An 18,259-nucleotide genomic window follows, 5' to 3' on the forward strand; every position below is an offset into this window, starting at 1 on the left:
GCGACTCTAGCGCTCCCGGCTTGGAACGCCCTGTTCGCCCCGCGCCATCCGGCGGCGCGCCACGTACCATCCCAGCACCGCGCCGGCCACGGCCAGACCGCCCAGGGTGAACCACAGGGGGGCGAGGCTGCCGCCGGCGGTGCCGGGCGGCGGCGCGGCGGCCGAGGTCCGCGTCGCCGGGATCAGGCAGGCCACCTCCACGGGTGCCGGGGAGGCGTCGCCCGCCGCCACCGGGACCCGCGCCTGGCAGTGCCCGTCGACCGGGGCGCCCAGATCCACCGCGACCTGCCAGAGGCCGGGTGCCAGCGCGCCACCGTACGTCTGGGTGCCCCGCTCGTCGCCGGTCTGCCGCAGCGTCGACGGGCCCACCGACGGGCCGCTGCCGGACACCGGCACGGCGGTCAGGGTGACCGGGGTCGGCTCGTTGATCGGATGCCCGTCCTGCCACCGGGCGGTGATCCACACCGATCCGCGGCCGTCGGAGTGGACGGTGACCGTGGCGCCGCCGTGCGCGTATCCCGGCGCGCCCCACAGCAGCACGAGGACCACGATCCCCAGCAGGATCCCGACGCGCGACCTCACGCGAAGGACCCTACGGCATGGCCGGGACCGTCTCGGGCCGGTCGTCGCGGACGTAGACCACCATGTCGCCGGTCTGGATCGTGGTGCCCTCCGGGTCGGCGAGCGACAGCACCTTGCCACGGCGGAACAGCGCGATGACGAGTTCGGTCAGTTCGCGCGGCGCCAGGCCGACCTCGTCGCGACGGGCCGAGCGCATCGCCAGCGCCATGCCCTGACCGGGGGTGAGCAGGTCCTCGACCACCTCGATGAGCGGCGGCGCGGTCGTCGACAGGCCCAGCAGCCGGCCGGCGGTCGCGGACGACACGACGACGTGGTGCGCGCCGGACTGGCGCAGCAGCGGACCGTTTTCCGCCTCGCGCGCCGCCGCGATGATCGACACCTTGCCGGCGGTCATCTGCCGGACGGTCAACGTGACCAGCACGGAGGCGTCGTCGGAGTCGGTGGCGATGATCACGGCGCGGGCGTCCTGGACGGCGGCCTCCTTGAGGACCGTGGAGCGGGTCGCCGAGCCCTCGATGGCGACGAGCCCGTCGGCGGTGGCCTGCCGCAGGGCGGTCGGGTTCCGCTCCACGACCACGACCTGGGACTTGTCCAGCCCGTTCTCCAGCAGGGTGCCGACGGCGGCGCGACCCTTCGTGCCGTAGCCGCAGACGATGACGTGGTTCTTCACGCGCTTCCTCCACCGTTCCAGCCGCAGGCTGGTGCGGTACTGCTCGGTCAGCACCTCGAGTGTGGTGCCGACCAGGATGATCAGGAACAGGACGCGGGCAGGGGTGACGAGCAGGACGTTGACCAGCCGGGCCGACTCCGAGACCGGCGTGATGTCGCCGTAGCCCGTCGTGGAGAGGGTCACAACGGTGTAGTAGAAGGAGTCGAGCAGGGACATCCCGTCTTCGTTGACGTCGCGGTAGCCGTTCCGATCGGTGTAGACCGCCAGCACGATCAGCACGACGAGCCCCAACGCGAGGCCGAGCCGCACGCTGAGTGCCCGCAGCGGTCCCCGCCGCACAGCCGGGAAGTGGATCACAGGTGGTCCCCTGCCGCCTCCGCTCGATGACGCTTGACGAAATCCACCATAAGGGTCGGGTGTGACGCTTCGCCCGCTGGGTAGATCGGACGACCCCCCGCGGCGGAAGGAGGCGCGCGATGACGGAACACGGCCCCCGGGTGGGCGTCCTCGGCTCGTACGGCGGCTACAACCTCGGCGATGAAGCCATTCTGACCAGCTTGCTGACCGACCTGCGAGCACGCCGGCCCGACACGGACGTCCTGGTGCTTTCGCGCGACCCCGAACACACCGCACGGGCACATCCGGACGTCACCGTGGCGCCGTGGGAGGGCGTGAGCCGCGACCGGACCGCGGAGGCCTTGGCCCGGCTCGATCTGCTGGTCCTCGGCGGTGGCGGGATTCTGTACGACACGGAGGCCCGCCGGTACCTCCGCGTCGTACGCACCGCGCAGGAACAACGGGTGCCGGTGTTCACGTACGCGCTGGGCGCCGGCCCGCTCACCGAGGACCTCGACTGCGCCATGACCCGCGAGACGCTGTCCGCCGCGATGGAGGTGACAGTCCGGGACGAAGAGTCCAAGGTCGCCCTCGAGGAGGCCGGGGTGACCAGCCGGGTGACCGTGACCGCGGACCCGGCGCTGCTGCTGCAACCGGAGGAGTTCAACATCGGCATCCTGCACGACTCCCTCCCGCCGGGCCGGCGGGTGGTCGGGATGAGTGTCCGTGAACCGGGGCGCGCCGCCCAGCACCTGGCCGCCGACGAGTATCACCAGTTGCTCGCCCACGTCGGGGACTTCATCGTCCACCGGCTCGACGCGGCGCTGCTGTTCGTGCCCATGGAGCGCTCCGACATACGGCACGCGCACGCGGTGCTGTCCCGCATGACGGCGGCGGAGCACTGCCGGGTGCTGCACGGTGAGTTCCGGCCCGGACAGATTCTCGACCTCATGCGGCACCTCGACCTGGCGGTCGGCATGCGGCTGCACTTCCTGATCTTCGCGGCGCTCTCCGGAGTGCCGTTGCTCGCACTGCCGTACGCCGGAAAGGTGTTCGACTTCGCCCAGCGCATCGGCGCGCCCGTTCCCCGGGGTGTGGTACGGGAGGCGGCCGGGCCGCTGCTGGCGCAGGTCGATCGGCTGTGGGACGAGCGACCGCAGCGGCTGGAGGACATCGCGGCTCGCGTGGCGGCGCTGCGGCAACGCGCGACGGAGACCGGCCGGCGCCTCGGCGCGCAGCTCGACCGGATCGCGCCGCAACTGTCGACCTTCAACGGCTACAAGGCGACGCCGGCGCCGGAACGGGTGGCGACGTGACCGGTCCGGAGCGCAGCGGAGGCCGCGTGACCGGTCCGGAGCGCAGCGGAGGGGCCGGTCACCATGGGCTCAGTGCGGAGGTCGGGCGGCCGGAGCGCAGCGGAGGCCGCGTGACCGGTCCGGAGCGCAGCGGAGGCCGCGTGACCGGTCCGGAGCGCAGCGGAGGGGCCGGTCACCATGGGCTCAGTGCGGAGGTCGGGCGGCCGGAGCGCAGCGGAGGCCGCGTGACCGGTCCGGAGCGCAGCGGAGGGGCCGGTCACCATGGGCTCAGTGCGGAGGTCGGGCGGCCGGAGCGCAGCGGAGGCCGCATGACCGGACTGCGCGCGCCGGCCGGGCTGCCGAAGGTGCAGCTACCGCCGCGCTCCGCTGTGCACGGCGGGCACTCCGAGGTCCTGGTGGTGGGCGGCGGTCCGGCCGGTTTCGGAGCCGCCATGGGAGCGGCCGCGGCGGGCGCCGAGGTGGTGCTCGTCGAGCGGTACGGCTTTCTCGGCGGCAACGCGACCGCAGCGCTCGTCATGCCGCTGATGAGCTTCCACAACGAGATCAAGCAGGCGGTCGCCGGCGAGGACAACCGGCTGCTGCCGACCGATCACGGTGAGGGCGAGCCGGTCGTGGCCGGGGTGCTGTGGATGCTGCTCGACCGGCTCGTCCGGGCCGGCGGCGCGATCCAGCCGACCAAGGACACCGGCTACACCGTGCCGTTCGATCCGGAGATCTTCAAGCTCGTCACGTACGACATGCTGGCGGGTTGCGGGGTGCGGCTGCTGCTGCACTCGTTCGCGTCCGACTGCACGACGCTGCCCGACGGCGGGTCGCGGTGCGTGTTCGAGACCAAGTCCGGCCCGGTCGTGCTCGACGCCGACGTCGTCATCGACTGCACCGGCGACGGCGACCTGGCCGCGGCGGCCGGCGCCCCCTACGAGATCGGGCGCCCCGAGGACGGGCTGACCCAGCCGATGACACTGATGTTCCGCGTCGGCAACTTCCACCGCGAGGAATTCCTGGAGTACGTCCGGGAGCACCCCGACCAGTGGCGGGGCGTGCACGGGCTGTGGGACCTGATCCGGATCGCCCGCGACGCCGGTGAGCTGGACCTGCCGCGGGAAGACGTCCTGTTCTTCGCCACGCCGCACCCGGACGAGGTCTCGGTCAACTCCACGCGCTTCGGCGGCCTGGGGATCAGCGTCTGGGACCTGACGCGGGCCGAACTGGTCACCCACCACCAGATGGCACAGATCGCCCGTTTCCTGCACAATCGGGTGCCGGGCTTCGGCGACGCCTACGTCATCCAGAGCGGCGTGCAGGTCGGCGTGCGGGAGACCCGCCGTGTCCTCGGCGACTACCAGTTGACCGGCGAAGACGTGCTGAGCGCGCGGAACTTCGACGACGTGATCGCGCGCGGCGCGTATCCGGTCGACATCCACAACCCCAACGGACGGGGCACGATCCTGCGCCGGCTGCCGCGGGGCGCCTCCTACGACATCCCGCTGCGCAGCCTGCTCCCGCGCGACGTCGACGGCCTGCTGGTCGCCGGGCGGTGCATCTCCGGCGACCATGTGGCGCACAGCTCGTACCGCATCATGCCGATCTCGATGGCCACGGGTCAGGCGGCCGGTGTGTGCGCCGCGCTCGCCTCCCGCACCGGCAAGGCGCCCCGCGAGATCTCGGCGGAACAGGTGCAGCGGGTGCTGCGGGCCCAGGGGGCGAGTCTGCCCGGGCCGTAGGCCGACCGCGACCCGGTATCCGCGGCGTCGAGCTGACCGTGACGTCGGTCACGGTGCGGTTCGAGCACGGCGGCGACAACGGCGGCCGGCCACCGCCGGTTCCTGGGCGATCGGCTCGCCGGCCGGTCCGGCCCGACGATCCGGCGGGCAACGTCGATATCCGAAACGGGGCTGTGTGAACCGTCCCGATGCGTCAGGATCGATGGATGGCGACCACCGTCATCGAACGCACCACCCCGACCCGGCCGGTCTCCACACACCGGCGTGACCTGCTCGTGGCGCTCGCCACGCTGTGGCTGGCCGGCGGCCTCTACCTCGACGGCTGGGCCCACTCCCACGTGCCGGAGCTGGAGACGTTCTTCACGCCGTGGCACGGGGTGCTCTACAGCGGTTACGCGGTGCTGGCGCTGGCGCTGGTCCCACCGGCGCTCTGGCGCGGCCGGCCGGTGGGACCGGTCCGCGACTGGTTCCCGGCCGGCTACGGCCTCGGCGTCCTGGGCGCCGTGCTCTTCGCCGTCGGCGGCGCCGCCGACCTGGTGTGGCACACGCTGCTCGGCATCGAGGTCAACCTCGAGGCGCTGCTCAGCCCGCCGCATCTGCTCCTGCTCACCGCCGGCTCGCTGATGATCGCCACCCCGGTCCGCGCGGCGGCCGCGAAGCGGTCCGGTCCGGGCCTGGCCGGTGACGTGCCGGTGCTCACCTGCATGCTCAGCGCGACCGCGGTGGCCGCCTTCTTCCTGAGCTACCTGTCGCCGTTCACCGACGCGCCGGCCGGCTCCGGCGGGTTCCGCGACGCTCAGGTGCTCGGCCTGGCGCAGTACCTCACCTACTCCGTCCTCATGGTCGGCGCGGCGCTCTTCGTGTGGAGCCGCCTGGGCCGTGTCCCGGCGGGCCTGATCACGCTGGTGGTGACGGCGGCGGCGGTGCCCAACGGCGTGTTCCGCGACTTCGAGCATCTGTCCGCCCAGTTGTACCCGCTGATCGGCGCCGTCCTGGCCGACGTCGCCGTCCGGTGGGTCGCGACAAGGCGCGGACGGCTGGTGCCGCCGGCCGTCGGCGTGCTGATCCCGCTGCTGGTCTGGCCGACCCACCTGATCGGCGTCCAGGCCTCGCTGGGCGTGACCTGGACGGAGGAGCTGTGGAGCGGTGTGGTCGTGCTGACGGCGCTGGCCGGCGCGGTCCTGGGCGGTCTGTTCCTGCCCCGCACGGCGCCGGACGCCGAGTAGACCCCGGCTACGGTCGACGCCGTGCGTGATCTGCTCCCCGAGTTCGTCGCCGTCGAGACGGCGTCCGAGGCCGACTACGCCGGCGAGCTGCTGCCGGCGGAGGCCGCCGGGCTGAGCGCCCGCGCGGTCGAGAGCCGCCGCCGCGAGTTCACCGCCGGCCGGGTCTGCGCGCGGCGTGCCCTGCGCCGCCTGGGCATCGACGGCCACCCGTTGCCCACTTCGGACAGCCGGGCGCCGATCTGGCCGCCGGGCACGACCGGCAGCATCACCCATACCGCCGGCTACTGCGCGGCGGCCGTTGCACGCGACCCCGACGTCCGGGCCGTCGGCATCGACGCCGAGCGCCGGACGATCCTGCCCGTCGGCGTGCGCCGGGCCATCTGCCTGCCCGAGGAACTCGCCTGGTGCGCCGAGCGGTCCGGCGAGGACTGGTGGCCGGCCGTGCACTTCAGCGCCAAGGAGGTCGTGTACAAGCTGTGGTCGCCGATCGTGGGCACCTGGCTCGACTTCCACGACGCCCACCTGACGATCGACGTGGTGGCCGGCACCTTCGAGGCGCGTATCCTGCCGTCCCACCTGGCGAAGACGCCGGGCGCCCCGTCCCGCTTCGAGGGCCGCTTCCACGTGACCCCGGACCTCATCCGCACCGCCGGCGTGGTGGTCCGCTGACCGCCGCGGGCGCCGTGCCGATATCCTCCGTGCGTCAGCCTGATCTGATCGTCCGCGAGTCCGGCGGCCACCCACGGGGCCGCCGGGCCTCGACCCGGAAGGTGCGGTGACCGATGCGCGTGGCGCTGTTCGTCACGTGCCTCGCCGACGCGATGTTCCCGCAGGTCGGCAAGGCCACCGTCGAGCTGATCGAGCGGCTCGGGCACGAGGTGGTGTTCCCCGAGGCGCAGACGTGCTGCGGGCAGATGCACATCAACACGGGGTACCGTCGCGACGCCGTCCGCCTCGTGGAGCACCACGTCCGCACCTTCGACCCGTTCGACGCGATCGTCGCGCCGTCCGGCTCCTGCGTCGGCTCGGTCCGCCACCAGCACGCCGAGGTCGCCCGCCGGGCCGGGAAGGCGCAGCTCACCTCGCGCGCCGAGGACGTGGCCGCGCGCACCCACGAGCTGTCCGAGTTCCTGGTCGACGTCCTCGGGGTCACCGACGTCGGCGCACGCTACCCGCACCGGGTCACCTACCACCCGACCTGCCACTCGCTGCGCATGCTGCGCGTCGGCGACCGGCCGCTGCGGCTGCTGCGGGAGGTCCGCGGCATCGACCTGGTCGAGCTGCCCGAGGCCGAGCAGTGCTGCGGCTTCGGCGGCACGTTCGCGCTGAAGAACGCCGACACGTCCGCGGCGATGCTCGCCGACAAGCTGCGCAACGTGCTGTCCACCTCGGCCGAGTTCGTGTCGGCGGGTGACTCGTCCTGCCTCATGCACATCGGTGGCGGGCTCTCCCGGCTGTCGGTGGAGACACGTCCCGTACACCTCGCGGAGATCCTGGCGGCGACATGACGACCTTCCTCGGTATGCCCACGGTCGCCCCGCGCGGCGTCGGACAGTTGCGCGGCGACGAGCCGTTCCCGGCCGCGGCCCGCAAGGCGCTGGCCGACGACCAGTTGCGGCGCAATCTCGGCCACGCCACCCGCACGATCCGCGCCAAGCGCGCCGCGGTCGTGGGCGAGGTGCCCGACTGGGAGGAACTGCGCCGCGCCGGCGAGGCGATCAAGGCCCGCACGATGGCCACCCTGGACACCCAGTTGGAGCGGCTGGAGCGGGAGGTCATCGCCCGCGGCGGCACGGTCCACTGGGCCCGCGACGCCAACGAGGCCAACCGGATCGTGCTCGACCTGGTCCGGGCCACCGGCGCCGACGAGGTCGTCAAGGTCAAGTCGATGGCGACCCAGGAGATCGGGCTCAACGAGGCCCTGGCGGCCGGCGGCGTCGCGGCCTGGGAGACCGACCTCGCGGAGCTGATCGTCCAGCTCGGCCACGACAAGCCCTCACACATCCTGGTGCCGGCCATCCACCGCAACCGCGCGGAGATCCGCGACATCTTCCTGCGCGAGATGCCGGGGGTCGACCCGGACCTGACGGACGAGCCGCGCCGGCTGGCCATGGCGGCCCGCGCCCACCTGCGGCGGAAGTTCCTGACGGCGCGGGTCGCCGTGTCGGGCGCCAACTTCGCCGTCGCCGAGACCGGGACGCTCGCCGTCGTCGAGTCCGAGGGCAACGGCCGGATGTGCCTGACCCTGCCGCGGACGCTCATCACGGTGATGGGCATCGAGAAGGTCGTCCCGGCGTGGACCGACCTGGAGGTGTTCCTCCAGCTCCTCCCCCGCTCTTCGACGGGCGAGCGGATGAATCCGTACACGTCGCTGTGGACCGGCGTCACGCCCGGCGACGGCCCGCGGGAGTTCCACCTCGTCCTGCTCGACAACGGCCGGACCGCGGTCCTCGCCGACGAGGCCGGCCGCTCCGCGCTGCACTGCATCCGGTGCAGCGCCTGCCTCAACGTCTGCCCGGTGTACGAGCGCACCGGCGGCCACGCCTACGGCTCCGTCTACCCCGGCCCGATCGGCGCGGTGCTGAGCCCCCAGTTGACCGGCGTCGAGGACAACGCGTCGCTGCCCTACGCCTCCAGCCTCTGCGGCGCCTGCTTCGACGCCTGCCCGGTGCGGATCGACATCCCGAGCCTGCTCGTCCACCTGCGGGCCGAGCACGTCGAGGAGCGTGCCAAGCGGGCGGTGCCGTCACCCGAGGCCATCGGCATGGCGGCCGGGTCGTGGGTGATGGCCCGGCCGGGCCGGTTCCGCGGCGCCGAGCGGCTGATGCGGCTGGGGCGGGTCCTGGGCCGGCGGCACGACCGGATCTCGGCGCTGCCGCCGCCGCTGTCGGCGTGGACGGCGAGCCGCGACCTGCCCCGCCCGCCGGCCCAGACGTTCCGCGAGTGGTGGAAGGCCCGCGCCGCCAGGAGCGCGTCGTGACCGCGCGGGACGACGTGCTGGCCCGCATCCGCTCGGCGCTCGGGCCCGCCCCGGTCGTTCCGGATCCCCCGCGGGACTACCGCCGGGCCGGCTCGCTGCTCCCCGGCGACCCGGCGCTCCTCGACCAGTTGGTCGACCGGCTGGAGGACTACAAGGCGACGGTGATCCGCACCTCCCGCGCCGCCCTGGCGGCCGACCTCCGCTCGGCGCTGGCCGGGGCGCTGCCGGTCGGCGGACGGCTGATCGTGCCGCCGGGCCTGCCGCCCGAGTGGGGTGTCGAGGACGCCGTGGTCGACGACGGCACGCTCGACGCGGCGGCCCTCGACGGCATCGCCGGTGTCCTGACCGCGTGCGCGGCGGCGGTGGCCGAGACCGGGACGATCGCCCTCGACGGCGGCCCGGACCAGGGCCGCCGGGCGATCACGCTGGTTCCCGACCGGCACGTCTGCGTGGTCCGGGCGGACCAGGTCGTCCAGACCGTGCCGGACCTCCTGGCCCGCCTGACCCCGACCAACCCGCTGACCCTGATCAGCGGCCCGTCGGCGACGAGCGACATCGAGCTCGACCGCGTCGAGGGCGTCCACGGCCCGCGCACCCTGGTCGTCCTGCTGGTCCGCTGACACCATCGATCGCACGCCGCCGGGTGGCACAGCGGCTCGCTGTCGCCGGGTCACCGGGCCGACGCGACCGGGCAGGACCGGGCGCGGGCGGCGTGGCCCTGCCGGTCGCCGGGCTGCGCCCGATCCTCACGGTGCGGGGCTGACCGTGCGCCGGCCGAGATCGTGGAGCAGCGCGTCCAGCGTGTCGTCGTCGGCCCAGCCGTTGACGGACACGAGACCGTCGGCCGCCACCGTGATCTCCAGGCGGTCCGGGGTCGACCGCGCCGCGGCCAGCAGGTCCGGGAAGCGGTCGGAGAGGGGCACGAACTCCTGGTTGGTCGAGCCGGCCCACGGGCGGGCGCGGTCCACGAGCCCGGCCACGAACGGGCCGGCGATCAGCAGGTCGGTGGCCGCCAGCAGCGCCGCCACACCGGTCCGTCCGCCGCGGACGGCCGCGTCGAGCTGCGCCGTGGTGTAGCCCGAAAAGGTCATGACGGAGCGGCCGGCGTCCCGGACGCCGGCCGCCACCGCGGCGAGCGGGGCGGCGTGGTCGAACGGTTCCCCGCCGAGCAGGGTCAGGCCGTCGGTCTCCTCGGCCAGGACGCGCGCCAGCAGGTCCGTGGCGGTCCACTCCGCGCCGCCGCGAAACGTCCACAGGTGCGGGTTGAAGCAGCCCGCGCAGTGGATCGTGCAGCCCTGCACCCATACGGCTGTCCGCTCGCCGGGCCCCTCGGCACGGGTTCGCGCGAGGTACCGCCCGATGCGGACGCGGTCCTCAGAAGTCGAGGACACGGCCGGCGGACGGGATGTCGGGGCGGGAGCCGCAGCGCACCTGGTGCCGCAGCCGGGCGAACTGGTGCGGGGCCAACTGCGCGACGATGGCGAACTCCTCGATCGACCCGAAGCCGCCGCGGGCCGTGCGCTCGGCGACGATCCGCTCGGCGCCGGCCAGGTCGAACTCGCCGAACCCGGCCAGCTCGGCCGCGGTGGCGGTGTTGACGTCGACCGGCCCGAACACCGGCGCCGCGCCCTCGCCCGGGAGACCGGACGTCGGGTCCGGGAAGCCGAACCCGACCGGCGTGCCCGGGGACGGAGACAGAGACGGGGACGGGGACCCCGGGAACCGGGACGAGGGCGCGGCCTGAACCGGACCGGGCGTGGCCGGAAACGCGGCCTGGGGCGACACGGGCACGGCCGGGGACGCTGACGGTGGCGGCGCGGCCTGAACCGGACCGAACGGGGCCGGGCCGAAACCCGCCGGAGCCGGCGGGAACGACGGGGGCGGCGCCAGCCGCCGGGCCGCCGCCAGCCGCTCCTCCTGCCAGCGCAGCCACCCCGGGTTCACGATCAGGGAGTGGATGACGCTCGCCAGCCAGAGCCCGAAGAACGTGAGCGCGAGGTTCCCGCTGGCCGGCGAGTCACGGTCCACCCGCTCAAAGGCGATGAACACGGCCCACGTCGCCAGCAGGTAGCCCAGGCCGCTCACCCACCACGCGGGGCGCCGGGCGCGCAGGCCGACGACGAGCAGGCCGAGGCCGCTCAGGCAGCCCAGGCCGAGCAGCGACAGCAGGACCCACCCGCTGCTCAGCAGTTTCCGGCTAAAGGACATCGTGGTCTTCCTGTCTGGCGCGGTGGGTGGCGGTCGTGGTGCCGCTCGCGGTGTAGTCGGCCGTGAAGGCGCTCCGCACGGCCCGGGCCTCCAGCAGGTCCTCCAGCACGGTGACGTAGTCGAGGCAGGCCGAACCGGGGATGCCCAGTGTCTCCGCGGTCACGGTGCCGTCCGCGGCGACGGTCACGACGATACGTTTCACGCGTGCTCCACGGCGAACACCAGCCGCACCGCCGCGTCCGGGGTCACGGTGCGCGACTCGAGCCGCAGGCCGGCCGCCGGGGCCCGCTCCTGCAGCCGGGCGAGGACCGCCTGCTGCACCTGACGGCCGTAGGCGGCGTCGACCGCTCGGACGATCTCCACCGCCCGGGGCTCGTCGACGTCACCGGTGAAATGGGCGGTCCAGATGCCCTCGCCGTCCCGGCCGAACCGGGTCCGCACACCGGCCCAGTCGGCCACCACGTCGTCGCCGTCGCGGGAGACCTCCGCCGCGCACGCGCGCAGCGCCTCGGCCAGCAGGGAGCTGTCGCGCATGCGGGTCTGCACCCGGCACACGGTCCTGGAGTCCGCGCCGACGGCGGCGGCCCGAGCCGAGACGGCCGCCACCGCCAAGGGGATCAGCAGCAGGGAGATGCTCATGCGGTACCCCTAGATCTCCAGTGTCCGGCCGTGGCGCGCGACGAACGGTACGGGAGCGGTCGGCGGCTCCTCGTCCGGATCCCAGTCCTCGGCCGCGGTCGCGGCGACCGCGCGGGTCTTCGCCCAGAGCCGGATGTCGTCGAGCTTCTCGGCCTGGGTCACGCTCAGCGGCACCATCGCGGTCACGGCCCGCACCAGGTCGTCCCGGCGCAGCGGGCGACGCTCCGAGAACGCGTCGAACAGCCCGGCGACGACCGCCTGCTCGATCTCGGCGCCGGAGTACCCGGCGGTCAGATCGCCGACCTCGCGCAGCAGCGCGTCGTCCAGGGCGAGCCCGCCGGCGACCGCGGGCTTGCGGAGCCGGCGGCTCAGGTGGACGTTCCAGATCGAGGTGCGCTCGGCGCGGGTGGGCAGGTCGACGAAGAAGATCTCGTCGAAGCGGCCCTTGCGCAGCAGTTCCGGCGGCAGCCGCTCGATGTCGTTGGCGGTGGCGATGACGAAGACCGGCCTGGTCTTCTCCTGCATCCAGGTGAGGAACGTGCCGAAGACGCGCGACGACGTGCCGCTGTCGTTGCCGGTACCGCTGGAGAAGCCCTTCTCGATCTCGTCGACCCACAGGACGCAGGGCGAGGTGGCCTCGGCCGTGCGGATCGCGGCGCGCATGTTGTGCTCGCTGGAGCCGATGAGCCCGGAGAAGACCCGGCCGATGTCCAGCTTGAGCAGCGGCAGCCCCCACGCGGCGGCGACCGCCTTCGCGGTCAGCGACTTGCCGCAGCCGGGCACGCCGGTGATGAGCACGCCCTTGGGCGCCGGCAGGCCGTAGTCGGCGGCGGCCGCGAGCCACGAATTGTCCCGCTTGGCGAGCCACCGCTTGAGGTTCTCCAGGCCGCCGACGTCGGCGAGGCGCACATCGGCGTCGACGAACTCCAGCAGGCCCGACTTGCGGACGGTCTGGCGCTTCTCCTCGTGCACGACGCCGAGGTCGTCGACGTCGAGGATGCCGTCGTTGACCATCGCGCGGGCGAAGGCGTTCTCCGCCTCGTGGAGCGTGAGCCCGACGGCGGCCTTGGCGAACTTCTCGCGGCCGACCGCGTCGAGGTCGATGCGGATCCGGCCGCTCGCCGCGTTGCTCGCGATCATCGACTCCAGCACGCCGCGGATCTCCGCCTCGGTCGGCAGCGGGAAGTCGACGATGGTCACGTCCTTGTCGAGGTCGGGCGGAATGCGCAGCATCGGCGCGACGACGACGAGGGTGCGCGGCACGGTGCCGCTCTTGAAGGCGGTGGCGATGTCCCGCAGCCGCCGCACGACGGTGGGCAGGGCGGGGATGTCACCGCCGAGCGAGTTGTGCAGGTCGCGGAAGACGAAGAGGCCGGGCTCCTGGAGGCGCAGGACCGCGTCGAGGGCGTTGTCGGGCTCCATGGTGTGCTGGCGGGCCGCCCCGTCGGGCTGCAGCAGCCCGGTCGTCGCCGACCAGGTCCACACCGGCCGCGGGGTGCGGATGAGCGCCGCGTCACCGGCGACGGCGGCGAGCTCGGCGAGCACCCGGTGCTCCTCGAAAGACTCCACGTAGAGGACCGGGAACCTGGCCTTCAAGAGCTGGGCCAGGTCGTTGCGAAAACCGGTCACGCGTCCTCCGCTCCGCCCCGGGCCGCCTGACCTCCAGGCTGCGCCCATGGCCCTACCCTAAGATCACTCGCCGGTCAGCGAAGTCCGGTGCTTGTCGCGAGTCCTGTCAGGAAGGCGGCACCGGCGAGGGCCGTCATCGCCCATGCCGGGAGCCGGTCGTGCGCGGCCACGGCGGTCAGGATCAGGGCCGTGAGCAGGGCGATCACCCGCCACCGGTTGCCATCCGGCGACTGTAGCGGGTCCGTCAGGAGGGCGGATCCGCTCAGCGGTACTTCCAGTGCCAGGGCTCCCGCGGCGTGTCCTCGACGAAGCCGAAGCGCCCGGCGTTGGCGCGCATCCAGGACTGGGCCTCGGCGTCGAGGTCGAGGTCGACGGCCCGGCCCCAGCCGTGGTCGCTGGTCCCCGGCTTGGCGGCCAGGCCGCCCTGCGAGTAGAGGCCCTTGCGGCGGGCCAGGTCGACCTGCTCGGCGTACGAGCGGTAGGAGTCGGTGATGCCGATCGTCACGCCGTCGGCCCGGGCGGCCCGCATGAGCGCATCCAGCGACGCGGCCGCGGGCGCCCACAGCCGGTGGCCGGTGTCGCCGACCCGTTGGAGGGCCGACTCGGGGATCCGGCCGTTGCCGTAGCGGGCCAGGTCGGCCGGCATCCCCTCGGGCGTGCGGAGGGCCCGGCCCGCCTCGGTGACCGCGGTCGCGAAGGAGGCCGCGCTCACGGAGGAGGCCGCGCTCACGGAGGTGTTCGCCGGCGGCGGGTGGAAGGCGGCGATCTGGGTGCGGATCTCGGCCACCCGGGTGGCGATGCTGGCGACGCCTTCCACGCCGCCACCATCGGCCACCCGGACGGCAACCTGAGGGATCCGTTCGCCGGTCCCGCAGGCGATTCGGCATGACCGCCACGGCGATCGAGCCGGACCGCGCCGCGCGGACGGCGAACGGATGTCGTCAGGAGGTCCGAGCCGCTGCCCGGCGGTAGGCGAGCAGGCCCACCACCAGGCCGGCCAGGCCCAGTACCAGGCCGGCGACGCCCAGGCCGACGGCGGCGCCGGTGCCGTCACCGCCGTCGTCGGGCGCGGCGCCGGCGGGAGCGGCCGGCGCGCCGCTCGCGGCGGCCTTCGGGGTCAGCTTGAGCGTCGGGGCCGGGTGCTCGGCCTCGGCGCCGGCGGCGGGCTCGTCGATCCAGCGGACGGTCTCGCCGCTGGAGTACGTCTGGAGGGCCTTGAAGACGAACTGGTCGGTTTGCGGCAGTGGGCCCATCGACACGTCGAACTCCTGGAACTGGTGCGGCTTGATCGCCGAGCCGGCGTCCGCGGTCCAGGTGATCTTGGAGACCACCTCGACGAGCTCACCGTCCGCGGTCTTGATCGGAGTCGCGAGCTTGATGCTCTCGCTCACCGCGGTCCAGCCCTGGATCGGCTTCAGCGAGACCGACGCGACGGGCTTGTCGGTCGGCAGCGCGATCTCCAGCTTCACCGTGCTGGCGTCGTCGCGCTCGTTCGGCACGCGGAACGTCACCTTCGTGTATCCGCCCTGCGTGGCGGTGCTCGGGTTGACGGTCACGTGCGCGGAGGCGACGGCGGGGAAGGCGAGTGCCGCGGCGACGGCCGCGGCGACGGCGACACCCGCGCGGACCACGTGGGCCAGGCGCATGCGTGTGGGGTCCTCTCTGGGAACGGCGGACGGAACGGTTCCGCGGGTAGTCGCCGGACCCCACCGAAAAGTTCCCGGGCTACCGCCGCAGATCACCCGGATCGGCGTAGGCGGTGCCGAGCGCCACCACGGCGAACAGCCCGACCGCCAGCACGTGGACCACCGTGCACCACAGGCAGATCGCGTCGAGGGTGAACAGTTCCGCGAACACCAGATAGAAGACGAAGAGGACGCCGACGGCGGCGAAGGCGAGCCGGCCCGTCCGGATCCCGGGCCGGCGTGACCGCCAGAGCGCCGGGAGTGACGCGACCAGCATGATCACGAAGTACACCAGGCCGAGCACCGCGACCGGGATGCCAAGGACCGCCGACTGCTCGCTCGTGGTGACCTTCACGCAGTTCAGCGTGCCGGTGTCGGGGCAGGCGAGGGTCGTCGCGGCGGTGAAGTGCTCGTAGGTGAGGTACCCCGAGACGGCCAGCCCGACGGCGGAGAGCACCAGCGAGACGACCGGCACCCAGGACTGGACGAGCCGCCGGTCGACCTCGGGAAGGCTGACCGCGCTACTTGAGGCTGACATTGGCGAACTCCCCCTGGAAGGCCGAGACGGCGGGGCTGGCGCAGACGTCTCCGGGCTGACCGTTGGTCAGCTTGCACAGCAACGCGGTCATCGCGTTCGCATTGGCGTCGATCGTACGGCCGAGCTGGCTCTGCGGGTCGTTGACCGCGGAGGCGATCTGCTCGTGCGTCTTGCCCTGGAGCAACTGCGGGCTGTACGACGAGCCGGTCGCGATCGCCTGGTTGGCGAAGTCGATGAACGGGATGGCACCGGCCGAGGTCGCGTCGACGTACGGCGGGGCGTTGTACTTCTGGAGGATCTGCTGCTGTTGCGGGGTCAGCGTGTCCAGCGGCGCGTAGGTGCCGCCCTTGCGCTTGTTGGTGGCCGTCTCGACGCCCTGGAAGGCGAGGTACTGGCTGGTGTACTTCGAGCCGTGGAACGACAGCGTCGGCGTGTCCGGGTAGACGTCGTCCGATGCCGACCGGCTCAGTGTCAGGCCCTCGAAGGTGCCGAACCTGGACAGTGCGATGATCACCGGCCAGCGCTGCGAGGCGCAGAACGGGCAGTATTCCGCGCCGACGTAGAGGACCAGCGGCTTGCCGTCCTGGGCGAGCGCGGGCTGCCCGGTGATCACCTTCGGCGGCACGGTGGTGTTCCCGCCGTCGACCGCGTCGAGCGTCGCCGCCGGCACCGTGGTGACGGCGGTGATCACCGCCGCGGCGGCCGGGCCCGACGGCAGCGCCTGCGGTGCCGGCCCGCCGCCCGAGCCGGCGCCGCCCAGCTTCGCCACGACCATGACGGCGAAGGCCACGATCACGACCACGATCGCCGTGGTGGCCTGCCGCATGCGGCCCCGCCGGGCCGTGGCCCGCTCCTGGATCATCCGCATGCGCCGCGCGTAGTCGCGCGAGTCACGCTGTCGTTTCGACACCCGGCCGCCCTCCGTCTGGTCTCGGACATCGGTTAGACGCCGGCGACCCGGCACAAGTTCCCCGAACCGGCCGCGGATCACCCGCCGATGCCAGACTCCCGGGTCCTAACACCGTTCGCCCGGGCCTAAGGTCCCGTCCCGGAGGGGCCGGACGCCATCCGATCGTAGATCTTGCGCAACGCTGCGTAGGCGGGCAATGTGCAATTCGGCACCTCGCACATCGTCGAGCCCGGATGCGAAAGGCGATTCCAGCATGCAGAGACGACACCTGCTCGCGGCCGCCGGTGGCGCCGTCGCGGGCGCGACCGGCCTGGCGGGCACCGCCGCGGCCGGCCCGGCCGGCGGCGAGACGCTGCAGCCCGGCAGGACCCGGCTGATCAGCCTCTCCCACGTCAACGACCCCGCGACGACCAACGTCTATCCGGGCGACCCGCCCTTCGAGCTCGAGGTCATCGCCACGATCGAGAACGAGGGGTACTACCTGCAGTACGTCCGGGAGGGCGAGGCGACCGGCACGCACTGGGGCGCGCCGGGCCACTTCAACGCGGGCGAGCCGCTCGCCGACGACCTCGACCCGAACGACCTCTTCCTGCCCGCGGTGAAGATCGACGTGCGGGACAAGTGCGCGCGCAACGCCGACTACGCGCTGACGATCGACGACGTGCGGCAGTGGGAGCGGCGGCACGGGCGCATCCCGGACGAGTCCATGATCATCATGTGGACCGGCTGGGAGTACAAGTGGGGAACCCCGGCCTTCCCGAACCTCGACGCCGGCGGGGTGCTCCACCAGCCGGGGTTCGCCCCCGAGACCGTCCAGTGGTTCATCGACACCGGCCGGATCGGCCGCAACGGCGGCACCGGCATCGACACGTTCGGCCCCGACCTCGGCACCGACCCGCAGTTCCGCGCCTCGCTGCTGGTCTACCGCCGGCACCGGATCAGCCTGGAGATCCTCGCGAACCTCGCGCAATTCCCGGCGACCGGCGCCGCGGTGCTGTGCGGCGGCATGATCAACGCGAGAGGGTCCGGATCGACCGCCCTCGTCTACGGGGTGATCCCGCCGGGTGTGCGCGGGTGAACGACCCCGGGGCGGTGCCGCTTGGAGCACCGGCCCGATCGGCGCGGCACCCGGCCGCCGGCGGAGGCGCCGCTCACCGAGTGGAGCGTCACCGTCCGAGGACACAGTCCCCGCACGTGCCGCCGCCGGGGATCCGGTAGTACAGGCAGCAGTTCCGCCGGGTCAGCGCGCGGTTGCCGACCACGGCCATGCCGGCGAGCGGCGGTCGCTCCAGCAGCGCCGCCACCATCGGCCAGCCGTCGGCCGGCAACTGCCCCGCGGCTCCGCCGAGCGCCGACGCCACGTTGCCCCACAACACCTGCCGCGAGAGCCGGAACCGCGCCCGGAAGACCTCCAGCAGCGGCGCGACCAGCCCCTCGATGCCGATCTCGAACAGCTTCGACGCGGGCGCCGCCGGCACCGGCCCGCACGCGACGGGCCAGGGACCGCCCGGCACCGGCTTCCACCACAGATCCGCCGGCCGCGCCGCGCGCACCTCCCCGGCCAGCACCGCGTCCGCGAGCAGCGGCGACACGAGCCGCGCCGCCAGCCCGAGGAACGACACCGACGCGACCACCCGCTCCGGCACCACGTCGCCGTCGAGCCCGAACATGGTCAGCAGCGCCTGCCGGGCGACCGCCACCCGTTCCGCCGTCACGTCCGGATCGAGCAGGTCGGTGAACGGCCGCCAGCCCTCCCCCGGCGCGTAGGACTCCCAGACGAAGTACGGCCCCAGCGAGTCGGTCATGGCGCTATTCT

General features: G+C 73.3%; 21 protein-coding genes. 8 read left to right on the top strand and 13 right to left on the bottom strand.

The features are described 5' to 3' along the window. Window positions 1-6 precede the first annotated feature (6 nt). Window positions 7-582, bottom strand: a complete 576-nt coding sequence (locus tag Drose_RS28975) for a hypothetical protein (RefSeq protein ID WP_260724463.1) — start codon at window positions 580-582, stop codon at window positions 7-9. Between the two features lie 10 nt (window positions 583-592). After that, window positions 593-1,609, bottom strand: a complete 1,017-nt coding sequence (locus Drose_RS28980) for a potassium channel family protein (protein ID WP_260724464.1) — start codon at window positions 1,607-1,609, stop codon at window positions 593-595. Between the two features lie 119 nt (window positions 1,610-1,728). Between Drose_RS28980 and Drose_RS28985 the strand changes: the two genes are divergently transcribed. From Drose_RS28985 to Drose_RS29015, 7 genes are all read left to right on the top strand, one after another. Continuing rightward, complete coding sequence (locus tag Drose_RS28985) at window positions 1,729-2,904, top strand: polysaccharide pyruvyl transferase family protein (protein WP_260724465.1); 1,176 nt, start codon at window positions 1,729-1,731, stop codon at window positions 2,902-2,904. A gap of 308 nt (window positions 2,905-3,212) precedes the next feature. Then, entirely contained in the window at window positions 3,213-4,628 is a 1,416-nt protein-coding gene (locus tag Drose_RS28990) for an FAD-dependent oxidoreductase (protein WP_260724466.1), read from the top strand. 206 nt (window positions 4,629-4,834) lie between these two features. After that, complete coding sequence (locus Drose_RS28995) at window positions 4,835-5,854, top strand: hypothetical protein (protein ID WP_260724467.1); 1,020 nt, start codon at window positions 4,835-4,837, stop codon at window positions 5,852-5,854. Window positions 5,855-5,875: 21 nt separating this feature from the next. Further along, window positions 5,876-6,523, top strand: coding sequence for a 4'-phosphopantetheinyl transferase family protein (locus Drose_RS29000; RefSeq protein ID WP_260724468.1), 648 nt, complete (start codon window positions 5,876-5,878; stop codon window positions 6,521-6,523). A 113-nt stretch (window positions 6,524-6,636) separates the two neighbouring features. Further along, complete coding sequence (locus tag Drose_RS29005) at window positions 6,637-7,362, top strand: (Fe-S)-binding protein (RefSeq protein ID WP_260724469.1); 726 nt, start codon at window positions 6,637-6,639, stop codon at window positions 7,360-7,362. After that, window positions 7,359-8,834 (top strand): LutB/LldF family L-lactate oxidation iron-sulfur protein, encoded by a 1,476-nt coding sequence (locus Drose_RS29010; protein ID WP_260724470.1) that lies wholly within the window; start codon window positions 7,359-7,361, stop codon window positions 8,832-8,834. The genes Drose_RS29005 and Drose_RS29010 overlap by 4 nt, the downstream gene beginning before the upstream one ends. After that, window positions 8,831-9,454, top strand: a complete 624-nt coding sequence (locus tag Drose_RS29015) for a LutC/YkgG family protein (RefSeq protein ID WP_260724471.1) — start codon at window positions 8,831-8,833, stop codon at window positions 9,452-9,454. Before Drose_RS29010 ends, Drose_RS29015 begins: the two co-directional genes overlap by 4 nt. Before the next feature lie 126 nt (window positions 9,455-9,580). Here the strand turns inward: Drose_RS29015 and Drose_RS29020 are convergent, their stop codons facing one another. The 10 genes from Drose_RS29020 to Drose_RS29065 all read right to left on the bottom strand — a co-directional run bounded on the left by Drose_RS29020 (window position 9,581) and on the right by Drose_RS29065 (window position 16,443). Continuing rightward, window positions 9,581-10,225, bottom strand: a complete 645-nt coding sequence (locus Drose_RS29020; RefSeq protein ID WP_260724472.1) for a radical SAM protein — start codon at window positions 10,223-10,225, stop codon at window positions 9,581-9,583. Beyond that, window positions 10,209-11,042 carry a ComEA family DNA-binding protein gene (locus Drose_RS29025; protein ID WP_260724473.1) on the bottom strand — a complete coding sequence of 278 codons (834 nt, stop codon included), beginning with the start codon at window positions 11,040-11,042 and terminating at the stop codon, window positions 10,209-10,211. Before Drose_RS29025 ends, Drose_RS29020 begins: the two co-directional genes overlap by 17 nt. Beyond that, window positions 11,032-11,244, bottom strand: a complete 213-nt coding sequence (locus Drose_RS29030) for a DUF2997 domain-containing protein (protein ID WP_260724474.1) — start codon at window positions 11,242-11,244, stop codon at window positions 11,032-11,034. The genes Drose_RS29025 and Drose_RS29030 overlap by 11 nt, the downstream gene beginning before the upstream one ends. After that, window positions 11,241-11,681: a hypothetical protein gene (locus Drose_RS29035; protein ID WP_260724475.1), complete on the bottom strand. Its 441-nt coding sequence runs from the start codon at window positions 11,679-11,681 to the stop codon at window positions 11,241-11,243. The genes Drose_RS29030 and Drose_RS29035 overlap by 4 nt, the downstream gene beginning before the upstream one ends. A 9-nt stretch (window positions 11,682-11,690) precedes the next feature. Continuing rightward, window positions 11,691-13,310 (bottom strand): AAA family ATPase, encoded by a 1,620-nt coding sequence (locus tag Drose_RS29040; protein WP_260724476.1) that lies wholly within the window; start codon window positions 13,308-13,310, stop codon window positions 11,691-11,693. A gap of 74 nt (window positions 13,311-13,384) precedes the next feature. Then, on the bottom strand, window positions 13,385-13,516 hold the full coding sequence (locus Drose_RS29045; protein WP_260724477.1) for a hypothetical protein: 132 nt from the start codon (window positions 13,514-13,516) through the stop codon (window positions 13,385-13,387). A gap of 56 nt (window positions 13,517-13,572) precedes the next feature. Then, window positions 13,573-14,127: a M15 family metallopeptidase gene (locus tag Drose_RS29050; RefSeq protein ID WP_260724478.1), complete on the bottom strand. Its 555-nt coding sequence runs from the start codon at window positions 14,125-14,127 to the stop codon at window positions 13,573-13,575. Window positions 14,128-14,251: 124 nt separating this feature from the next. Next, window positions 14,252-14,956 carry a YcnI family protein gene (locus Drose_RS29055; RefSeq protein WP_260724479.1) on the bottom strand — a complete coding sequence of 235 codons (705 nt, stop codon included), beginning with the start codon at window positions 14,954-14,956 and terminating at the stop codon, window positions 14,252-14,254. A gap of 79 nt (window positions 14,957-15,035) precedes the next feature. Continuing rightward, window positions 15,036-15,533, bottom strand: a complete 498-nt coding sequence (locus tag Drose_RS29060; protein ID WP_260724480.1) for a vitamin K epoxide reductase family protein — start codon at window positions 15,531-15,533, stop codon at window positions 15,036-15,038. Next, window positions 15,517-16,443: a DUF929 domain-containing protein gene (locus Drose_RS29065; protein ID WP_260724481.1), complete on the bottom strand. Its 927-nt coding sequence runs from the start codon at window positions 16,441-16,443 to the stop codon at window positions 15,517-15,519. Before Drose_RS29065 ends, Drose_RS29060 begins: the two co-directional genes overlap by 17 nt. Window positions 16,444-16,696: 253 nt before the next feature. Here Drose_RS29065 and Drose_RS29070 point away from each other — a divergent pair, with 253 nt between their 5' ends. Then, window positions 16,697-17,521 carry a cyclase family protein gene (locus tag Drose_RS29070; protein ID WP_260724482.1) on the top strand — a complete coding sequence of 275 codons (825 nt, stop codon included), beginning with the start codon at window positions 16,697-16,699 and terminating at the stop codon, window positions 17,519-17,521. 88 nt (window positions 17,522-17,609) lie between these two features. Here the strand turns inward: Drose_RS29070 and Drose_RS29075 are convergent, their stop codons facing one another. Continuing rightward, window positions 17,610-18,248 carry a (2Fe-2S)-binding protein gene (locus Drose_RS29075; protein ID WP_260724483.1) on the bottom strand — a complete coding sequence of 213 codons (639 nt, stop codon included), beginning with the start codon at window positions 18,246-18,248 and terminating at the stop codon, window positions 17,610-17,612. Window positions 18,249-18,259 lie beyond the last annotated feature (11 nt).

The sequence above is a fragment of the Dactylosporangium roseum genome, assembly GCF_025264685.1.
Taxonomy (GTDB): Bacteria; Actinomycetota; Actinomycetes; order Mycobacteriales; family Micromonosporaceae; genus Dactylosporangium; species Dactylosporangium roseum.

Excerpts from the sequence above, each read along its gene's own strand:
- Drose_RS28985 (WP_260724465.1), top strand. The coding sequence starts at position 1,729 with ATGACGGAACACGGCCCCCGGGTGGGCGTCCTCGGCTCGTACGGCGGC.
- Drose_RS28990 (WP_260724466.1), top strand. The coding sequence starts at position 3,213 with ATGACCGGACTGCGCGCGCCGGCCGGGCTGCCGAAGGTGCAGCTACCG.
- Drose_RS28995 (WP_260724467.1), top strand. The coding sequence starts at position 4,835 with ATGGCGACCACCGTCATCGAACGCACCACCCCGACCCGGCCGGTCTCC.
- Drose_RS29005 (WP_260724469.1), top strand. The coding sequence starts at position 6,637 with ATGCGCGTGGCGCTGTTCGTCACGTGCCTCGCCGACGCGATGTTCCCG.
- Drose_RS29010 (WP_260724470.1), top strand. The coding sequence starts at position 7,359 with ATGACGACCTTCCTCGGTATGCCCACGGTCGCCCCGCGCGGCGTCGGA.
- Drose_RS29025 (WP_260724473.1), bottom strand. The coding sequence starts at position 11,042 with ATGTCCTTTAGCCGGAAACTGCTGAGCAGCGGGTGGGTCCTGCTGTCG.
- Drose_RS29035 (WP_260724475.1), bottom strand. The coding sequence starts at position 11,681 with ATGAGCATCTCCCTGCTGCTGATCCCCTTGGCGGTGGCGGCCGTCTCG.
- Drose_RS29055 (WP_260724479.1), bottom strand. The coding sequence starts at position 14,956 with ATGCGCCTGGCCCACGTGGTCCGCGCGGGTGTCGCCGTCGCCGCGGCC.
- Drose_RS29060 (WP_260724480.1), bottom strand. The coding sequence starts at position 15,533 with ATGTCAGCCTCAAGTAGCGCGGTCAGCCTTCCCGAGGTCGACCGGCGG.
- Drose_RS29070 (WP_260724482.1), top strand. The coding sequence starts at position 16,697 with ATGCAGAGACGACACCTGCTCGCGGCCGCCGGTGGCGCCGTCGCGGGC.
- Drose_RS29075 (WP_260724483.1), bottom strand. The coding sequence starts at position 18,248 with ATGACCGACTCGCTGGGGCCGTACTTCGTCTGGGAGTCCTACGCGCCG.